The following is an 18191-nucleotide window of genomic DNA, read 5'->3' as shown; positions in this document are numbered from 1 at the left end:
TCCTGCTGCTGCTCCTTGTCTCCTGCCTCGGCACGTGCCTCGTGCGCGCCTTCTGGGAGCTGGAGCAAATGCGGGCCCGTCGGGTCGTCTCACCGCCGCGTGGACGCACAACGAAGCGTGACTAGCCCGATCCGGCCGGCTCCGCGCTGCCCCGACGCAGGCGATCCCGGCTCTGGACTCGCGGCTCGCGCACGTGCACCGTGAATCGAAGAAACCCGCGCATTACCTTGATCTGACTTACCAATCGCGATCCGATTGCGGCCGCGCGACGGCTGGCAGGGACGACGATGCGGGTTCTCTGTCATGCAATTGATTGCGCTCGGATTCTACACGTGATGGCGGCGCGGATGAACGCTGGCTGTCGCACCCGTTAAGCGAGGCGACAGCAAGCGCATGACACATGGTCGCATCGGTAGACGTAGATAAGCGGATCAAGGGAACCTATTTTCGGCGCCGATGTACCTGATTGAAGCCTTGCCCACCGTCATCGGAACCGCCGCCATTGCCCCGGCGCTGCTGATGCTGTGGCTCGTCATTGCCGCCGAGGAGCGCCCGGGACCGCCGGCCCAGGTCTGGACCGCCTTCCTGCTGGGCGCGGCCAGCATTTCACTGCTGGGCCTCGCCCGTGCGCCGTTCGCCAAGATGATCGCTGCCCCCGACGACCCCTGGGCGGAGCTGGTCATGCATTCGGTCTTTGGAGTTGCCCTGCCCGAGGAAGCCGTGAAGGTGATCGCGATCGTGCTGGTCTCCTCGACCAAGCGCCGGACTTTTGCCAATCCCATGGACACCGTGGTCTATGGCGCAGCCGTCGGCCTCGGCTTCGCCGCTTACGAGAACCTCGCCTACCTCGTGCAACACGCCGAGATGTGGCGCTCGCTGGCCGCCTTGCGCAGCGTGCTGACCGTGCCGTTCCACGGCGCGCTCGGCATCATCGCCGGTGCTTATCTGACGATCGCACGGGCCGGCACGGCGCTGGGCGCGAACCGACACCATCGCGACTGGGCCCGCCTGTCCAGCCGCTTGCTGATCTTCGCAGGGCCCCTCGCGCTGCATTCGGCCTTCGACTTCCCGCTGCTCACCCTCCAGCGCATGCCGGATCTCGATCCCGGCTTGCGGATGTGGCTGGGCGCAGCGAGCCTGCTGATCGGCTTCAGCTCGATCGGTTTCGCCATTCGCCTGGTGCGGCGGGTGGCGCGCCATCACGCGCCGCGGACCGATATCGCGCGTGAACGGCTCAGCCAGCTGCGCCGGATGTGGGCATTGCTGCTCGCCGGCGGCGGGGTCGGCTTTCTCGGCCTCGCCTTCGTGTTGACCTCGATCCATCACTGGCTGATCAACCCAGAGCGCAATCTGACGCTGGCCCTGATCCCGATCGGTTTGGTCTCGATCCTGCTCGGCCTTGCGCTTCTGATCGTCACGATCGCGATCTACATTCTCGGCCGCAACCGCGTTCGCACCAGCGGCGAAGGTTTTTCGTCGGCGCACGGCGGCGGCTGAGCTGCGGGATGGCAAGCGCGGTGCGCTCATACTAGATTAGGCACGCAACTCTCGACATGGAGCCTGCCGATGACATCGCCCGAGGATTTTTCACGGCTGCAATCGGCGATGAGCCAGACCGTGAAAAAGCACTGGAAGGCCTTCCTGTTCGAAGGCATTTTGCTTGCCGTGCTCGGCGTCGCCGCACTGATCCTGCCGCCACTCGCAAGCCTCGCGATTACGATCTTCCTCGGCTGGATGTTCCTGATCAGTGGTATCGGCGGGCTGATCGTGACCTATTGGGCGCGCAGCACGCCGGGCTTCTGGTGGTCGCTGATCTCCGCTGCGCTCGCCGTGCTCGCCGGCATGCTGCTGCTGGCCCGCCCGATGCAGGCGGTGCTGACGCTGACCATCGTGCTCGGCGCCTATTTTCTCGCCGAAGGCATTGCCACCATCATGTATGCGCTGGAACATCGCCGCGAACTGAGCAGCCGCTGGTCGTGGCTGCTGATCTCGGGCCTCGTCGACATCGCGATCTCGTTCTTGGTGATCACCGGGCTGCCGAGCTCGGCGGAATGGGCCATTGGCATCCTAGTGGGCATCAACCTCCTGTTCGGCGGTGCCACCCTGATCGGCATGGCGCTAGCCGCGCGCAACAGCAACACCTGAGGCGCCTCGTCGCGCCCGGCGCCGTTTGGGGGGTGACAACCCGCCGACGGCGCGCTATATGGCGTTCCATGATCACCCTCGTCACCAGCTATTTTTGGTACTTTAGCTACGACAGCTCGCTGGCGGCAGGAGGATCGCGCTCAATCTGAATATTGAAGCAAACGTCCGAACAAGCCGCCAGACCTGGCGGCTTTTTTATTGGCCGGCAGGTTCTCAACAAACAGGAGCCCGCCGTGCTGAGCACGACCGACGATCTTCGTATCCGCGAACTGAAAGAGCTGAGCACGCCGGAAGAGGTGATGCGGGAAGTCCCGCGCACGCTCACAGCAACGCGTGTGGTGATGGCGTCGCGCAATGCCATCCATGCCATTCTCAAGGGCCAGGACGACCGCCTGCTGGTCGTGGTCGGCCCCTGCTCGGTCCATGATCCCAAAGCCGCACTCGATTACGCCGAGCGCCTCGCGAGCCTGCGCGAAGATCTCGCCGACCAGCTCGAGATCGTGATGCGGGTCTATTTCGAGAAGCCGCGCACCACCGTCGGCTGGAAGGGCCTGATCAACGACCCTGATCTGGACGGCAGCTTCGACATCAACAAGGGCCTGCGGCTGGCGCGCAACGTTCTGTCGGCGGTCAACAATCTCGGCCTGCCCGCCGGCACCGAGTTCCTCGACATGACGACGCCGCAATATATCGCCGATCTCGTGTCCTGGGCCGCGATCGGCGCGCGCACGACGGAGAGCCAGATCCATCGCGAGCTGGCCTCGGGGCTGTCCTGCCCGGTCGGTTTCAAGAACGGCACCGACGGCAACGTGCGTATCGCGGCGGACGCGGTGAAGTCGGCTTCGCATCCGCACCACTTCATGGCGGTGACGAAGCTCGGCCGCTCCGCGATCGCCTCGACCGCGGGCAACGAGGACTGCCACATCATCCTGCGGGGCGGCAGCACGCCGAACTACGATGCGGCAAGCGTCGCGGCGGCCTGCAACGATCTGGCGAAATCCGGCGTCGCGCCGCTGGTCATGGTGGATGCGAGCCACGCCAATTCGAGCAAGAAACCGGAAAACCAGCCGCTGGTCATGGCCGACATTGCGGGCCAGATCTCCGGCGGCGAGAACCGCATCATGGGCGTGATGATCGAGAGCAATCTGGTCGCCGGCCGCCAGGACGTCGTGCCGGACAAGCCGCTCACCTACGGCCAGAGCGTCACCGACGGCTGCATCGACTGGGCGACCACGGCGGCCGTGCTCGAGCAGCTCGCTGACGCGGTCGAGACCCGCCGCAACACGCAGCGCGCGGGGCTGCACGAGCGGACGGCGTAAGGCCAGAACGAACGCGGGCGGGGCGAGCTGTCGCGCCCTGCCCGCCGGCTCAGTCGCGGATTAGCAGCCGCGGCAGATGCTCTTGATCTTCTTGTCGAGCGCCGCGTCTTCCTTGTTCACGGGATTATTGGGGTCGCTCAGATTCTTCTCGCTCGGCACGTCGCTGGCGCGCGGCTGGCGATGACCGACGGGTGCCTGCGGCAGCGATCCCGACGCGGCGCCGCCCGATGTCGATCCCTTGGAGCCGGTCTGCGCAATGGCCACGCCGCCGCCGAGCAAGACCACGAGCGCTGCTGCCAGCATGATCTTCTTCATGTCCGATCCTCCATTCTCAAACCGGCCTTCTCTCTACCTGTCACGTCTCAGGCGGGTAGAAATGAACGTCGCCGCAATAGTCCACGATACGATAGCGCGTTTCCGCTTCCGCTTCACGCGGGTCGACTGCGGTATTTTGCACCGCCAACACATAATTCGGTCCGACCGGCGATTTGCCGGCGCCGCCGGGGATGTCGATGACATAGTCGGGCTGACACAATCCTGACACCCGTCCGCGCAACTGCCGCATCAAGTCCTGGCCCTCGGCCAGCGTCGTTCGCAGATGCGCCGTGCCCGGCGCGAGATCGCCGTGATGCAAATAGTACGGCTTGATCCGGCATTCGACGAAAGCTCGCATCAAATCCTCCAAAGCGGCGACGGTGTCATTGACGCCGCGCAAAAGCACCGACTGGCTCACCAGGGGAATCCCGGAATCGACGAGCCGCGCGCAGGCAGCGCGCGCCGATCCCGTCAGCTCGCGCGCGTGATTGGCGTGCAGCGCCACCCAGGTGGTCGCGCCCTCGACCTTGAGCGCCGCAACCATCTCGTCGCTGATGCGCGCAGGATCGGCCACGGGCACGCGGGTGTGAAGGCGGATGATCTTGACATGATCGATACCGGCGAGGTCGGCCATGATCTCGCCCATCCGCCGCGGCGACAGCATCAGGGGATCGCCGCCTGTGAGGATCACTTCCCAGATTTCGTTATGCGAGCGGATGTAGTCGATCGCCGTACGATAGGCGGCCTCCGAGAGCGCGTTCTCCTTGCCCGGGCCAACCATCTCGCGGCGGAAGCAGAACCGGCAATAGACCGCGCAGACGTGGACGAGCTTGAACAGCACGCGGTCGGGATAGCGATGCACGATGCCTGATACCGGCGAGTGCGGATGATCGCCGATCGGATCGGCGTTCTCGCCCGGCTGCATCTCCAGCTCCGCGGCGGTCGGAACGAACTGCCGCGCGATCGGATCTTCGCGATCGGAACTGTCGATGAGCTCGACCAGCGCCGGCGTAATTGCAATCGCATAGCGCGCAGCGACGCGTTCCAGAGCGGGAAGCGCCGTCGCAGGTGCGAGGTCCGCGGCCACAAGCTCGGCCGGCTCGCGCAAGGTGCGTGCAAGATTGGTCTTCGTCATGTTTCACCCGCAGGCGGCGTCCACACCACCTGATCAATTCGCGCTGCGCCGCTCGCCAGCATCACCAGCCGGTCGAAACCGAGCGCGACGCCGCTCGCCTCCGGCATCATGGCCACAGCGGCCAGAAAATCCTCGTCCAGCGGATAGGCTTCGCCATAGCGGCGGCGCTTCTCCGCCATCGATTCCGTGAAGCGCTTGCGCTGCTCCTCGGCGTCGGTGAGCTCGCCAAAGCCGTTGGCGAGCTCGACGCCGCAGGCATAGACCTCGAAACGTTCCGCGACCCTGGGATCGTCAGCCTTCGCCCGTGCCAGCGCCGCCTCTGGAGATGGGTATTCGAACAAAATGGTCAAACGTCCCTGCCCCAAATGCGGCTCGACATGCTCGACCAGGACCTTGCTGAAGATGTCCGACCAGGTGTCGTCCTCGGCCAGGCGGACCTTGGCGGCGGCCGCCCGGCCGAGCGCCGCACGGTTACCCTCGTAGGCCGAGATTGTCGACAGCAGGTCAATGCCCGCGAACCGCTCGAACGCCCCCGCGACCGTCAAAAGCTCCGGCTCGGCGAAGGGATCGGCGGTCCGGCCGCGGAACGAGAACGTCCCGATCCCGGTCGCCTGTGCGGCCCGGGCGATGACGACCACGGTGTCGGCCATAATGGCATCATAGGGGGCGCCTGCCCGGTACCATTCCAACATGGTGAATTCCGGTAGATGCAGATCGCCGCGCTCGCGGTCGCGGAACACCCGGGCAAACTCGAAAATCCGCTCTTCACCCGCCGCCAGCAGCTTCTTGCAGGCGAATTCCGGTGAAGTCCGCAAGTAGCGGCCGGCCCGGCTGCCATCGGGGCGCATGATCTCGGTCCGTGGGGCGTGCAGATGGGTTTCATTGCCCGGAGAGACCTGAAGGACGGAGGTTTCGACCTCGACAAACCCCTGCTCGGCGAAAAAGCCCCGTAGTGCCCCGGTAATGGCCCCTCTGGCCTGAAGGAACGGCCGCCGGTCAAGGTGCCGATCGGGCGACCAGAATGGCGAAATCGGCTTGTCCCCAACCATCAGCCGACCACCCCGCAGGCCAGCAAAATGCTGGCATTCAACGACAAAATGCGTATGTTGCGGCCCGAAACGGGCGCCGAGGTCTGATTTGAGGCCCCAAGTCCCCCATCAATTTGACCACGTCCTGGCCGGTGCCGGGCCAAGCAAGCAGGAAATACAGCTTTGAGAGTCATCGCCAGTTCTATTCGCAAGGGCAACGTCATCGAGCAAGACGGCAAGCTTTATGTCGTCGTGACCGCCGAGAACATCCATCCCGGCAAGGGCACTCCGGTCAGCCAGATCGAAATGCGCCGAATCTCGGACGGGGTAAAGATCTCCGAGCGCTACAAGACCACCGATCAGGTCGAGAAGGCCACGATCGAAGAACGCAACTACACCTTCCTGTATGAAGATGGTGACGGCTACCACTTCATGAACCCGGAGACCTATGACCAGGTCCAGGTGTCCAAGGACGTTATCGGCGACGCGGCGGCCTATCTTCAGGAAAGCATGACGGTCAAGCTGTCGCTGCACGGCGCCAATCCGGTATCGATCGCCCTGCCGCAGCGCGTGACACTGGAAGTGGTCGAGACCGAGCCCGTGACGAAGGGCCAGACCGCCTCCTCGTCCTACAAGCCCGCCGTGCTCTCGAACGGCGTGCGTACCACGGTGCCGCCGCACATCGCCGTCGGCACCCGAATCGTGGTGATGACCGAAGACGGCTCCTACTCCGAGCGCGCCAAGGACTAAGCGAGGGATCAGGGCAGGTGCCGCCGGGGGGCGAGACAGTGGTTGGGAACAGTTTCCGCTTCGTCTCGCTGCTTCTGGCAACGCTTTCGCTCCTCACCGCTACTCCGCTCGCTGCGGATGATATCCGCAGCCCCTCGCTGACGGCCCTGCGCGTCGACTGGCGCGCAGCGCTCGACCAGCTCCGCACCGAGATCAACAGCCGCCCCCGGATCGCGGGCGACTTCATCTTCGCACCCCGCCGTTCGATGCCACGCTACGATCCGCGCGCGATGCCTGCGCTGGTGCAGCTCAACGCGGTGTCCTCGCAATTCTTCACCGGTATTGCCCGCAGCTCCGTGCCCGTGCTGCTGCCGTTCGACGCCGCCGCCTACCTCGAAGCGCAGCACAACGGCGCGCCACAGGGTCAGTCGCTGTCGCGCTATCAGGCGGATTTCAACCCCGCCGACGTGTTCGATGCCGGCCCTGCCGGTTACAGCGCGACCTTCTCGCTCGATCCCGGCGCGGGTGACGGCATGCCGAGCCGCGTCTATACAAGGCCGGTAGACGTGCAGATCACGGGCTCGGCGCTCGTTTACGACATCGCCGATCCCGCCGGCGGCAAGGGCGAACCGGTCAAGCCGCTTGCGACAACCTATCCCGACCTGCGCAAGTTCATCCGGGAAGGCTATGTCCGCTACGCCTTCAGCCGCTTCGGGATCGCCTATGTCGTCTCCATCCAGTGCCTGGACAGCGCCGCAAAGCCGCGGCGGCTGGCCTGCAAGGAAGCCTATCCCGTAGCGGAGCGTTTCCTGAAAGCGCTCCGCATCGCCGGCGGCCAGCGCATGCGGCCGCTCACGGACATGGCCTCCAGCATCATCGATCGTCCTGCAGCGCGTTCGCCGGACTTCGCCTACCGACCGAGCGGTGACCTCATCCCGAACACCGGCTATCGCAACAAGGCCGGCCATCCCGATGTGATGGCCTATGCCCAGATCCGCTTTCCGCTCGAAAAAGCACCGGCATTCGTGCGCTCGCAGTCCTACGCCAAGCGCGACAAGACTGAGGGATCGACGTCGTATCCCTGGCGCGACAATTTCTGCGAATCCCGCAGTTTCGAGGTCTGGCAATGCGGCGGTGGCTATGGCCACCAGGGCGAGGACATCCGCGCCGCCGACTGTCCACCATCCGGCGAAGGCCGCGCCCCCTGCGATCCCAAGCAGCGCGGCGTCGTCGCGGTGCGCGACGCCATCGTGATCCGTGCCGCCAAGGACCAGGCCGTGACGCTTCAAGTCAACGGCCGGACCGAGCACATCCGTTTCCGCTACATGCACATGAACCCGCACGTGATGAACGCCGATGGTCTGCTCAACGGCCGCCTCGTCGGCGAGGGCGAGAAGATCGGCGTGGTCTCGAACTATCTCGACCATCCCGCCGGCACCTCGATGCACCTGCATTTCGACGTCCAGGTGTTCACGCGCGACGGCTGGATCTGGGTCAGCCCCTACCTCACGCTGGTCTCGGCCTATGAGCGGCTGATCCGCGCCCGCGGCCGCGAGCTCGGCCCGGAGATCGCGGTTACGACGCAGCCGGTCGCGCATGCGTTGCCGCAGGACGTGATCAGGCCAGACCTGCGCGAGGGATCGGCCGGCGAGGAAAATTGACGATCCGACTCTGTGCGGTGTGAGGAAGTGTCGCAGCAGACACCGCCGGCTCGGACCATGAAGGGATAGACTTGATGAGTGTCGGGCTGCTCGGTCTTCTCGACGATATCGCGGCGATCGCAAAGCTGGCGGCAGCCTCGCTCGACGATGTGGCGAGCCAGACCGCCAAAGCGGCCACAAAGGCGGCTGGCGTGGTCATCGATGATGCGGCCGTCACGCCGAACTACGTGATCGGCTTTGCCTCAAAACGCGAACTGCCGATCGTCGGCAAGATTGCGGTCGGATCGCTGCGCAATAAATTGCTGATCCTGCTACCGATCGCCCTGCTGCTCGGCTATTTCCTTCCCGCCGCGGTCACGCCGCTGCTCATGCTGGGCGGAGTCTTTCTCTGCTACGAAGGGGCCGAGAAGGTGCTCGAAGCCGTGATGCCGCATCATGCGCACCACCACGAAGCTCAGCTCCAGCCGATTGCGCTGAATGCCCTGTCGGTCGAGGACGAGAAGGTCGCGAGCGCCATCAAGACAGATTTCATACTGTCGGCGGAGATCATGGCGATCACGTTGGCAGCTCTCCCGGCGGGCAGCATCTGGACACAGGCGCTGGTGCTGGCGCTGGTCGGGCTCTGCATCACTGCCGGCGTCTACGGCGTGGTGGCCCTCATCGTGAAGGCGGATGATGTCGGGGTGGCTCTTGCGCGCTATGACAGTGCCTCAATCATCGGCGGGGCGATCCGCTTGCTTGGACGCGCGCTCGTTCGCGGCATGCCCACCTTCCTGACGGTGCTGAGCACCATCGGCACGGCCGCGATGATCTGGGTCGGCGGCGGCATCATCCTGCACGGCATCGAACAGTATGGCCCGGCCATAGTCGGCCGCACGGTCCACGCCGCAACAGAGGCTGCGGCGCACCTCCTTCCATCCGTTGCCGGTATCATCGAATGGTCGGTCGAGGCGGCCATCTCCGGCATCATTGGGCTGCTTGTCGGTGTGCTTGCGATTCCGGCAGTCGAATACGGTCTGTCGCCCGCATGGAAGCGGTTGAGGCGATCCTAGCCCTCCCGTTCGCTGCGTCTATTCCAACAGCGTCGTGAGCTGCGCGCCCTCGTCCGCCACGAACACCGCGATCAGTTCCGCGGGCTCCGTCGTGCTGGCATTGGCCGAGACCAGATGTGTGGAGCCCGGCGGCTCGAAGAAGGACTGGCCGACCCCGAACGTCTCGACCGGGCCGCCGCCGAGCTGGGAGCGAATCTCGCCTTTGGTGATGTAGGCGGTGACCGAGCCGGCGTGACGGTGCGGCCGCGAGAACCCGCCGGGACCGTAGAACACACGCACAATGGTGACACGCTTGCCCGGGACGTTGGGCAGCGCGTAAGAGCCGATCGGCTCGACCTTGTCGAGCGGCGAGCTCTCCGCGGCAGTCGCGCAGAGCGGCGCCAACGCGCCGGACACGGCGTCCATGGTCACCGGCAGCGCCTTGCCGATCGCAAGCGCGCAAGCGAGGCCGCCGACGACGGCCAGCGCCATCGAGCGGGATGGCACTGGGCGCTGCGTAGCGTGCAAACTCATTGCCGTCATGACAACCTCCCTTGGTTGCTGTCAGGATGCAGCGGCATTCGCTGCGACCGGCCGCTTCGCCGGCGTCCAGCGATATGCGGCGCCAAATCGGTTCCAGACGTTGATCGAGGCGACCGCCGAGGTCAGGTACATCAGCTCGCTCTCGGAGAACTCGCGGGAAGCCTCCGCATAGACCTCCTCACTGACGCCGTCGGGCAGGAAGGTCAGCGCCTCGGCCCAAGCCAGCGCGGCGCGCTCACGCGCGGAAAAGATCGGCGCCTCGCGCCAGACCGCGACCAGATTGAGCTTGTCGACGGGCACGCCAATGCGCTCCGAGAGCAGGATGTGGTGCTGCACGCAGAAAGCGCAGCCGTTGATCTGCGAAGCGCGCAGCTTGACGAGTTCGAGGAGCTGCTTGTCGAGTCCCGCCTTGGCCGCCACCTGGCCGAGCGCCAGCACCAGCTCAAACGCATCCGGCGCGATCGTCTTGAAATCCTCGTATTCGCTGCGGGCGTGTGACATTGCAGTCCACCTTGTGCTGTTATAAGAGGACTTGTATCTTATAAGAGCTCTTATATTATGCGCAAGACCGCTGACGTCACAAGATCGAAGACCGCGCGTAAGGCGCCTGCTGACATCGCTGCCGTTCGGGTGCCCGCTCCCGGAGAAGGCAAGCGCGGCGAGCAAGGTTACCTCGGTTATCTGCTGCGACAGGCCCATGCCGCGGTCCGTCTGACGATGGAACGGACGCTCGCCGACCTCGGCGTGACGTCGCCGCAATTTGCCGTGCTGACCATGCTGAACGCCTATCCGGGTCTCTCGGGCGCCGACGTCGCCCGGCTCACCTTCCTGACCCCGCAGACGGTCGGCGTGATCATTCGCAACCTCCAGCGCGACGGTGCGATCGTGATGACGCCTCATCCGGTCCATGGCCGCATTCAGCAATGGACGCTGACGCCGCGGGGAACGACGTTGTTGAAGGCATGCAGGGAGCGCGTGATCGCGCTGGAGAAGCGCCTTGCCCGGGATCTGGATGCCAAGGCGGAAAGCTCGGTCCGGCGTTGGCTCGCCGGCATCGCGGCTGACCTGCAGGACGACTGACCGGCCTCTAGTCCCCGCCGCACCCGCCGTCGCCGCCATCAGCGTCCGAGAAGTTGCTTGCAGCACCGTCGCCCTGGATGCCCCGGCCAAAGTTCTCGGCGATGATCATCAGGATTAAGACGAAGAGGCCTGCGCCGAACGGCCACGGATTGGCACGGATGATGTCGAACAGTTCCGTCATGCGCGCATTCTGCGCAGAGGGAAGCGAACCGACCGTAAAGCTGCACGCTCAAACTTGAGGGGCACCCGGCCAACTGCAAGGACGTCCTACCCGTCCTTCAATGTTTTCTTAACCTCACCGTCGGGCCAGGTTTCGCCCGCCGCGATCACACGTACGCGGCTTTGGTCGGCACCATTCACCAGAACATGCGAACTCACCCGGTCGGGGCTCCGCTCCAGGTGCAGATCGGTTTCGGGCTTCCAGCTCAAGGTCGTGGCGAGATCGCCGGGAAAAATCTGCCATTGCGATCCGTCGTCGAGCTCGACGACGTGGCTTTCCGCATGGGCACGTATCTTCATTCCACCCCGAATGCTTGATGAACAGGCTGCGGAGTCGGGGCCCCGGACCGGCCGGGGCCCGACTTCGTCAGTCGTGGTCGTGAATCACAGTCTTGCTGCGATTGCCGAATTCATCTTCCTTCTTGATGACGGTGGTGCGGTCGGCGGGCTCGCGCTCCTTGATGACCGTCGTGCGATCACGATCGCGGTCCCGCTCACGATACTCGTGGGACTGACCGACCGTCACACCGGCACCGCCCGGGCCGACGTGAACGCCGACTTCGCCCGCAACTGCAGGCGCCGCGACGGCGGTGATCATGGCGGCGGCAAACAGATATTTCCTCATCTTCTCCTCCTCGTTGTCCTCAAGGGAATGCAGCAGTGCGACGGTTTGTTCCGGCAGACAGCCTGTTCCCGCGTTCCAGGAACCGACTCACACGCGCCAAGTTTCCGGCTAGAATGCTCCCATGAAACAAGCTGATTCCTCGGCCCGTCACACCCGTCGCGCCCTGCTCCGATCGACGCTTGGCGCAGCCGCCTTGCTCGCCGTTCCGACGAACGTCCTCGCCGCTCCTCCGGGCTTCGATGAATGGCGCGAAGCATTTCGCGCTCGGGCGATGGCGAAGGGCATTTCGGCCGCGACCTGGCAGCGCGCGATGGCGCGGGTCGAGCCCGACATGAGCGTGTTCAAGCAGATGCGCAGCCAGCCCGAATTCCACGAGCAGCTCTGGCAATACATCAACCGCCGCGTCTCGGACTGGCGCATCATCAACGGCAAGATCGCGCTGAAGAACAACGAAGCGCTGCTGGCGCGGATCGAGCGCGATTTCGGCGTCGAGCGCGGCACGCTGCTGGCGCTGTGGGGTGTCGAGTCGGCCTATGGCGATCCGCTGGTGCAGCAGAACCACATGACGCCGGTGTTTCCCTCGCTCGCCGCACTCGCCTGGAACGAGCCGCGCCGCAAGGCCTATTGGGAGACCGAGCTGATCAACGCGCTACGCATCGTCGACAAGGGCTGGAGCACGCCGGAGCAGATGCAGGGATCCTGGGCCGGCGCGATGGGGCATTCGCAATGGATGCCTGAGGTCTGGCTCAATGTCGGCATCGACTATGACGGCGACGGCAAGGTCTCGCCATTCGGCAAGCCCGACGACGCGCTGGGATCGACCGCGAAATATCTCGTCAACCGCGGCAAGTGGCACCGCGGCGAGCATTGGGGCTACGAGGTGCGCGCGTCCGCCAATATGAGCGGCAGCCGGACCTACGCAGCGTGGGCTTCGGCGGGTGTTGCCCGCGCAGACGGCCAGCCATTCCCGCAACCGAACGCATCCGCGCAGATGTGGACGCCTGTTGCGGGCGGACCGACATTCCTGCTCGGACCGAATTTCTATTCGGTGAAGAGCTACAATCCCTCGATGAACTATGCGCTGGCGATCTGCCATCTCGGCGACCGCTGCCTGGGCGCGCCGCCCTTCATCCAGCCCTTCCCCGGTTCCGAGCGGGCCCTGACGCTCGCCGAAGTACAGGAGATGCAGACGCGGCTGACCAAAGCCGGTTTCGACACCGGCGGCACCGACGGCCGCGTCGGCAATGACACGATGAAAGCGGTGAAGGATTTTCAGCAGCGCGCGGGGATCACGCCAGCGGACGGCTATGGCGGGCTGAAGGTGCTGGCGAAGCTGCGGCAGGGATCGTAATTCGCCTCAGTGCCGGTACTGCGGCTCCTCGGCGTCGAGCTGGCGCCGGATCGCTGCCAGATGCAGCCGCGCGGATTCGGAATCGCCTTCGCGCATCTGCCTGTAGGTTTCGGCCGCAATCGCGGGATCGACCGGCAGCACCTTGCGGCCCGTCGACATCGCCAGCACCTGCACTTCGGCGGCACGTTCGAGGTAATAGAGATCGTCCCAGGCTTCCGCGATGGTCGGAGCCAAGACCATCACGCCGTGATGTTTCATGAAGACGATGTCGGCATCGCCAACGTTTGAAGCGATGCGCGCGCCCTCGCGGTTATCGAGCGCAAGACCATTGTAGTCGCGGTCGACCACGGTGCGGCCGTAGAATTTCAACGCGGTCTGGCCGGCCCAGATCAGGGGATCGCCCTCGGTCATCGATAGCGCCGTGGCATAGGGCATGTGGGTGTGGAAAGCGACCTTGGCACGCGGCAGGCGCTTGTGCATCTCGGCGTGGATGTAGAAGGCGGTCGCCTCGGGGACACCCTCGCCGTCAAGCACATTGCCGTGGAAATCGCAGATCAGCAGCTTTGACGCCGTCAGCTCGCGGAAGGCGTAGCCATAGGGATTGACCAGGAAGAGATCGTCATGGCCGGGCACGACGGCCGAGAAATGGTTGCAGATACCTTCTTCAAAACCATTGCGCGCGGCCATGCGGAAGCAAGCGGCGAGCTCCTCGCGCGCGGTGCGGATGGCGTCGGTGGCGAGATCGGGTCGGTTCGAGCGGACGGGCTCAGGCGCGGAAGAGGTCGAATGAAGGCTGTGCGCCATGGCGAAGGACACCTTTGTCGGTCGGGAGCTGCCCGCCTTGTACAGGGATGGCGCGTGCGCGTCAGCCCCTGCACGCGCCACCCTGCCCTTCGCGTCTTGCGCGGCGCTTATTGCCGCCGCAGCACGCCACCGGCGTTCATGCCGCCGTCGATGACAAGCTCGGTGCCGGTGACGTAGCGCGAGGCATCGGAGGCCAGATACAGCACGCCAAAGGCAATCTCTACCGCCTGCCCGGCGCGAGCGAGCGGCGTCACGAGCCGGGCGCGCTCTTCGGGATCGATCGGCGCGTTCTGGCCGGCACCCGTGGCACCGGTCGGGATCTTGCCCCAGATCGGCGTGTCGATGATGCCGGGATGCACCGAGTTGACACGGATACCGTCGCCCACTGCCGCACACTCCATCGCGATCGATTTGGCGAACAGCCGCACCCCGCCCTTGGTCGCCGAATAGGCCGACAGTCCCGGCGAGCCGCGCAGGCCGGCGAGCGAGGACATCATCACGATCGAGCCGCCGCCGGTCTTGCGCATCAAGGGCAGGCAGTGCTTGACCGAGAGAAACACGCCATCGAGATTGATCGCGTTCTGCTTGCGCCAGTCACCTAGCGTCATGTCGACGATCGAGGGCACCGCAATGCCGATGCCGGCATTGGAGACCATGATGTCGAGCCGGCCGTAGCGCTTTGCGATCTCGGCAACGATCTCGATCCAGCGCTCCTCGGAGGTAACGTCCTGCTCCAGAAAAATCGCCGTGCCGCCGGCTTTCGTCACTCGCTTGGCGAGCTCGGGCCCGCGCAGCTCGTCGATGTCCGAGATGACGACAGTAGCTCTCTCGCGCGCGAACAGCTCGACGATTGCTTCGCCAATGCCGGAAGCACCGCCCGTCACCAGCGCAACCTTGCCCTCAACCTGCCCTGCCATATTCACTCCCTTTCTTTTTTTGTTGTTTAGGGCCGTTGTTATCTAATCACGGATGGCCCCTGGTCCGGTAGCGCAACATCGATAACGCGAAACTGCACCCGCTCGGCGCCTTGGTAGCGATCGACCGACAATGAGCCCGCGACATGCAATTGCTGGCCGCGATTGGCGAGCAGCGCGTTGCCGAGCTTCTGGCCGACCGAACGGAACGCGATGCCGTTGACGATGGCGCCGTCACCCGACTTGAAGCGCAGGCGAAGATGCGCCTGGCCGACCTCGTCGGCAAAGACGAGCTGATGCGCCGGCAGCGCCAGCACGGCCTCGGGATTGCCGCTGCCGAAGGGGCCGGCGCGGTTGAGCGTGGCCGCCAGCTCCGGGGTGACCGCGCGCGCGGAGACCGCACCGTCGATGTAGAGCTCATTGACGTGGCGCGCTTCGGCGACGTCCTGCGCCAGCGCGCTCTCGAGATAGGCGCGGAATTCGGCGAGCTTCTCTTTGCGCAGCGTCACGCCCGCGGCCATCGCGTGGCCGCCGCCCTTCAGCAAAACCCCGTCGGCGACCGCCTGCCGCACTGCCTTGCCGAGATCGACGCCGGCGATCGAGCGGCCCGAGCCGGTGCCGACGCCGCCGGGCTCCAGCGCAACGGCAAAAGCAGGCCGCGAAAACTTCTCCTTCAGGCGGGAGGCGACGAGGCCGACCACGCCGGGATGCCAGCCCTCGGACGCCGTGACGATCACGCCGAGCTTGTCCTCCAGCCCGATCGAGGCCAGTGCTTCGGCTTCGGCCTGCGCTTCCGCGGCCTGTTCGATGACGCGGCGCTCGCTGTTGAGACGGTCGAGTTCGGCGGCGATCCGCGCGGCCTCGACGCTGTCGCCCTCCAGCAGCAGCCGCACGCCGAGATCGGCACGGCCGATGCGTCCGCCGGCATTGATGCGCGGACCCAGCATGAATCCGAGATGCCAGGCTTCCGGCGGCCCGTTGAGGCGCGCGACATCCATCAGCGCGGTGTGGCCGACATGGTCGCGCCGCCGCATCGCGATCAGGCCCTTGACGACGAAGGCGCGATTGAGACCGATCAGCGGCGCCACATCGGCGACGGTGCCGAGCGCAACATGATGCAGCATGCCGAGCAAGTCGGGCTCGGGCATCTCCGCGTTCCAGAAACCGCGCTGGCGCAGCTCGCGATTGACCGCGACCAGCGTCACCAGCACGAGGCCGACGGCGGCGAGGTGGCCGAGGCCCGAGAGATCGTCGAGCCGGTTCGGATTGACCAGTGCGTCGACCTCGGGCAGCTCCGTGCCGGCCTGATGATGATCGATGACGACGACGGACATGCCGAGCCGCTTGGCCTCGGCGAGCGGCTCGATGCTGGTGGTGCCGCAATCGACGGTCACGAGCAGCGTGGCGCCCTTGGCCGCCAGGCCGCGGACCGCTTCGACATTAGGGCCGTAGCCCTCAAAGATGCGGTCGGGAATGTGGATCAGCGGATCGAGCCCGCAATGACGCAAATGCCAGGCCAGTAGTGCCGCCGAGGTCGCGCCGTCGACGTCGTAATCGCCGAAGATCGCAACCTTTTCGCCTTTCGCAGCCGCATCCGCGATCCGCTTCGCGGCCGCCTCCATCTCCGTCACAGTATAGGGGTCCGGCAGGAGCTTTCGGATGGTCGGATCCAGGAAGTCGGCGACTGCGTCGATGTCCACGCCGCGGCCGGCCAGCACCCGGGCCAGCAGCTCCGGCAACTGGTGCCGCTGCACGATGGCAAGCGCCTTGGCCGCCCCGCGCGCGTCCAGCCGGTCGCGCCAGAGCTTGTCGGTGAGCGAGCGCGCCGCGCCCAGGAACGCCTGGGGCGCTTCGACGGGCAAGGCGGTGGCGGGCGGCGTCATGACGAGCAGCTATCTGTTGGGAACTCGGGGTTCGGGCGATCACGCTAGGCGCCCGGTCACTGGCTTACGAGGATTGGCCGGGAAACCCCGGCGATTTGCAACGGCTCGGGGGCACAAAGCGGTGGATGGCCGGCCGAAAGGCCGGAGTGACTACCATTTAGGCATTCCGCCGAACAGCAAATTAAGCAGGCGTTAGGCGGAATCTTCGAAAAAGAATCGTATTCGATCTGTAAGTCGTTGTTCCCCGTTCATTGCAGATCAGGCCTCATTGCCAAGGGAAGTTACCCGATGTCTGCTGCGCTGGGTCTGAAAGCCAAGCCGATCGCGAACGGAACCGCCGACTTCGCCGATGATGATTCCGACATCTCGGCTCTGATCAATCGTCTGACCGCGGAGGTCAACCAGATCGCGGTCGACAAGACCAAATCGATCCAGCAGATCACCAACCAGATGAAGATGCTGGCGCTGAATGCGCTGATCGAAAGCTCGCGCGCCGGCGCGCAAGGCGCGGGCTTCGCGGTGGTGGCGCAGGAGGTGCGCGGGGTCGGCCAGCAGGTCGAGACCATCGCACGCGAACTGGAGTCTCAGCTGACGAAGCGCACCGGCGATCTGGTCGCCTCGATCGACCGCATGAGCCAGCGCTCGCGCGGCGAGCGCATGGTCGATCTGTCGCTCAACGCCATCGAGCTGATCGACCGCAATCTCTATGAACGCACCTGCGACGTGCGCTGGTGGGCGACCGATTCCGCCGTGGTCGATTGCGCCGCCTCGCCCGGCGCCGCAGCCGTCTCCCATGCCTCGCAGCGCCTCGGCGTGATCCTCGGTGCCTACACCGTCTATCTCGACCTCTGGCTCTGCGACCTCGACGGCAATGTCATCGCCAACGGGCGCGCCGACCGCTTTCGCGCCGTCGGCCAGAACGTCGCCCACACCAAATGGTTTCGCGAAGCGACGAACTTGCGCTCCGGCGACGATTATGTCGCCGGCGACGTCGAGAACCAGCCGCTGCTCGGCAACGCGCAGGTCGCGACCTATTGCGCCAGCGTTCGCGCCGGCGGTCATGCCAATGGCGCGCCGATCGGCGTGCTCGCGATCCATTTCGATTGGGAGGCGCAGGCCCGCGCGATCGTGCAAGGTGTGCGCGTCGGCGACGGCGACAAGGCCCGCGTGCTGCTGGTCGACTCGAATTTTCGCGTAATCGCCGCCTCCGACGGCCAGGGCATCCTGAGCGAGCGCATCCCGCTGACGCTCAACGGCCAGCGCTCCGGCTTCTATCAGGATCGCTCGGGCACGATGATCGCGTTCCATGCGACCCCGGGCTACGAGACCTATCGCGGGCTTGGCTGGTACGGTGTGATCGTCTGCGGGGCGTGAGGCCGTAGCCTGCCGGTCCGCAAGATCTGTGAGCG

The 18191-nt window shown here is 65.2% G+C and carries 20 protein-coding genes; 9 read left to right on the top strand and 11 right to left on the bottom strand.

Annotation, left to right across the window (positions count from 1 at the left end; translation table 11 throughout):
* Positions 1-456 precede the first annotated feature (456 nt).
* From QSV46_RS12500 to QSV46_RS12490, 3 genes are all read left to right on the top strand, one after another.
* Positions 457-1497 carry a PrsW family glutamic-type intramembrane protease gene (locus QSV46_RS12500; RefSeq protein ID WP_314950829.1) on the top strand — a complete coding sequence of 347 codons (1041 nt, stop codon included), beginning with the start codon at positions 457-459 and terminating at the stop codon, positions 1495-1497.
* A 69-nt stretch (positions 1498-1566) separates the two neighbouring features.
* Complete coding sequence (locus QSV46_RS12495; protein WP_314950826.1) at positions 1567-2145, top strand: HdeD family acid-resistance protein; 579 nt, start codon at positions 1567-1569, stop codon at positions 2143-2145.
* A gap of 233 nt (positions 2146-2378) precedes the next feature.
* Complete coding sequence (locus QSV46_RS12490) at positions 2379-3464, top strand: 3-deoxy-7-phosphoheptulonate synthase (RefSeq protein WP_314950824.1); 1086 nt, start codon at positions 2379-2381, stop codon at positions 3462-3464.
* A 60-nt stretch (positions 3465-3524) separates the two neighbouring features.
* Here the strand turns inward: QSV46_RS12490 and QSV46_RS12485 are convergent, their stop codons facing one another.
* The 3 genes from QSV46_RS12485 to epmA are packed head-to-tail and all read right to left on the bottom strand — an operon-like array spanning position 3525 to position 5963.
* Positions 3525-3779 (bottom strand): hypothetical protein, encoded by a 255-nt coding sequence (locus QSV46_RS12485; RefSeq protein WP_314950823.1) that lies wholly within the window; start codon positions 3777-3779, stop codon positions 3525-3527.
* Positions 3780-3819: 40 nt separating this feature from the next.
* Complete coding sequence (locus QSV46_RS12480) at positions 3820-4914, bottom strand: lysine-2,3-aminomutase-like protein (RefSeq protein WP_314950821.1); 1095 nt, start codon at positions 4912-4914, stop codon at positions 3820-3822.
* Entirely contained in the window at positions 4911-5963 is a 1053-nt protein-coding gene (gene epmA / locus QSV46_RS12475; protein WP_314950820.1) for an EF-P lysine aminoacylase EpmA, read from the bottom strand. Before epmA ends, QSV46_RS12480 begins: the two co-directional genes overlap by 4 nt.
* A 162-nt stretch (positions 5964-6125) precedes the next feature.
* Between epmA and efp the strand changes: the two genes are divergently transcribed.
* The 3 genes from efp (at position 6126) to QSV46_RS12460 (ending at position 9384) form a co-directional block, all read left to right on the top strand.
* On the top strand, positions 6126-6692 hold the full coding sequence (gene efp / locus QSV46_RS12470) for an elongation factor P (RefSeq protein ID WP_314950817.1): 567 nt from the start codon (positions 6126-6128) through the stop codon (positions 6690-6692).
* 17 nt (positions 6693-6709) lie between these two features.
* The gene (locus QSV46_RS12465) at positions 6710-8332 is read left to right on the top strand and encodes a M23 family peptidase (protein WP_314950814.1); all 1623 of its coding nucleotides are present in this window, start codon (positions 6710-6712) and stop codon (positions 8330-8332) included.
* 74 nt (positions 8333-8406) lie between these two features.
* Positions 8407-9384: a DUF808 domain-containing protein gene (locus QSV46_RS12460; protein ID WP_314950812.1), complete on the top strand. Its 978-nt coding sequence runs from the start codon at positions 8407-8409 to the stop codon at positions 9382-9384.
* 18 nt (positions 9385-9402) lie between these two features.
* Here QSV46_RS12460 and QSV46_RS12455 read toward each other — a convergent pair whose 3' ends face one another.
* Positions 9403-9906: a cupin domain-containing protein gene (locus QSV46_RS12455; RefSeq protein ID WP_314950808.1), complete on the bottom strand. Its 504-nt coding sequence runs from the start codon at positions 9904-9906 to the stop codon at positions 9403-9405.
* 21 nt (positions 9907-9927) lie between these two features.
* Positions 9928-10407, bottom strand: coding sequence for a carboxymuconolactone decarboxylase family protein (locus QSV46_RS12450; protein WP_314950806.1), 480 nt, complete (start codon positions 10405-10407; stop codon positions 9928-9930).
* Between the two features lie 57 nt (positions 10408-10464).
* Between QSV46_RS12450 and QSV46_RS12445 the strand changes: the two genes are divergently transcribed.
* The gene (locus QSV46_RS12445; RefSeq protein ID WP_409997166.1) at positions 10465-10986 is read left to right on the top strand and encodes a MarR family winged helix-turn-helix transcriptional regulator; all 522 of its coding nucleotides are present in this window, start codon (positions 10465-10467) and stop codon (positions 10984-10986) included.
* Between the two features lie 7 nt (positions 10987-10993).
* On the opposite strand, the gene QSV46_RS12440 is transcribed toward QSV46_RS12445, so the two are convergent.
* From QSV46_RS12440 to QSV46_RS12430, 3 genes are all read right to left on the bottom strand, one after another.
* Positions 10994-11167 (bottom strand): hypothetical protein, encoded by a 174-nt coding sequence (locus tag QSV46_RS12440; RefSeq protein WP_314950803.1) that lies wholly within the window; start codon positions 11165-11167, stop codon positions 10994-10996.
* A gap of 86 nt (positions 11168-11253) precedes the next feature.
* Positions 11254-11505, bottom strand: a complete 252-nt coding sequence (locus tag QSV46_RS12435) for a hypothetical protein (protein ID WP_314950802.1) — start codon at positions 11503-11505, stop codon at positions 11254-11256.
* A gap of 67 nt (positions 11506-11572) precedes the next feature.
* Positions 11573-11830 (bottom strand): hypothetical protein, encoded by a 258-nt coding sequence (locus QSV46_RS12430; protein ID WP_314950799.1) that lies wholly within the window; start codon positions 11828-11830, stop codon positions 11573-11575.
* Between the two features lie 121 nt (positions 11831-11951).
* Between QSV46_RS12430 and QSV46_RS12425 the strand changes: the two genes are divergently transcribed.
* On the top strand, positions 11952-13181 hold the full coding sequence (locus tag QSV46_RS12425; protein ID WP_314950796.1) for a lytic murein transglycosylase: 1230 nt from the start codon (positions 11952-11954) through the stop codon (positions 13179-13181).
* Between the two features lie 6 nt (positions 13182-13187).
* Here QSV46_RS12425 and QSV46_RS12420 read toward each other — a convergent pair whose 3' ends face one another.
* From QSV46_RS12420 to recJ, 3 genes are all read right to left on the bottom strand, one after another.
* Entirely contained in the window at positions 13188-13985 is a 798-nt protein-coding gene (locus tag QSV46_RS12420; RefSeq protein ID WP_314950792.1) for an aldolase, read from the bottom strand.
* A gap of 107 nt (positions 13986-14092) precedes the next feature.
* Complete coding sequence (locus QSV46_RS12415) at positions 14093-14902, bottom strand: glucose 1-dehydrogenase (RefSeq protein WP_314950790.1); 810 nt, start codon at positions 14900-14902, stop codon at positions 14093-14095.
* 38 nt (positions 14903-14940) lie between these two features.
* Positions 14941-16782 carry a single-stranded-DNA-specific exonuclease RecJ gene (gene recJ / locus QSV46_RS12410; RefSeq protein ID WP_314950787.1) on the bottom strand — a complete coding sequence of 614 codons (1842 nt, stop codon included), beginning with the start codon at positions 16780-16782 and terminating at the stop codon, positions 14941-14943.
* A gap of 288 nt (positions 16783-17070) precedes the next feature.
* On the opposite strand from recJ, the gene QSV46_RS12405 reads away from it, so the two are divergent.
* The gene (locus QSV46_RS12405) at positions 17071-18156 is read left to right on the top strand and encodes a methyl-accepting chemotaxis protein (protein ID WP_314950784.1); all 1086 of its coding nucleotides are present in this window, start codon (positions 17071-17073) and stop codon (positions 18154-18156) included.
* Positions 18157-18191: the final 35 nt, after the last annotated feature.

This window comes from Bradyrhizobium cosmicum (genome assembly GCF_032290525.1).
Lineage (GTDB): Bacteria > Pseudomonadota > Alphaproteobacteria > Rhizobiales > Xanthobacteraceae > Bradyrhizobium > Bradyrhizobium cosmicum_A.
Note: the sequence above shows the minus strand (reverse complement) of the source record. Positions and strands in the feature narration are given on the sequence as shown.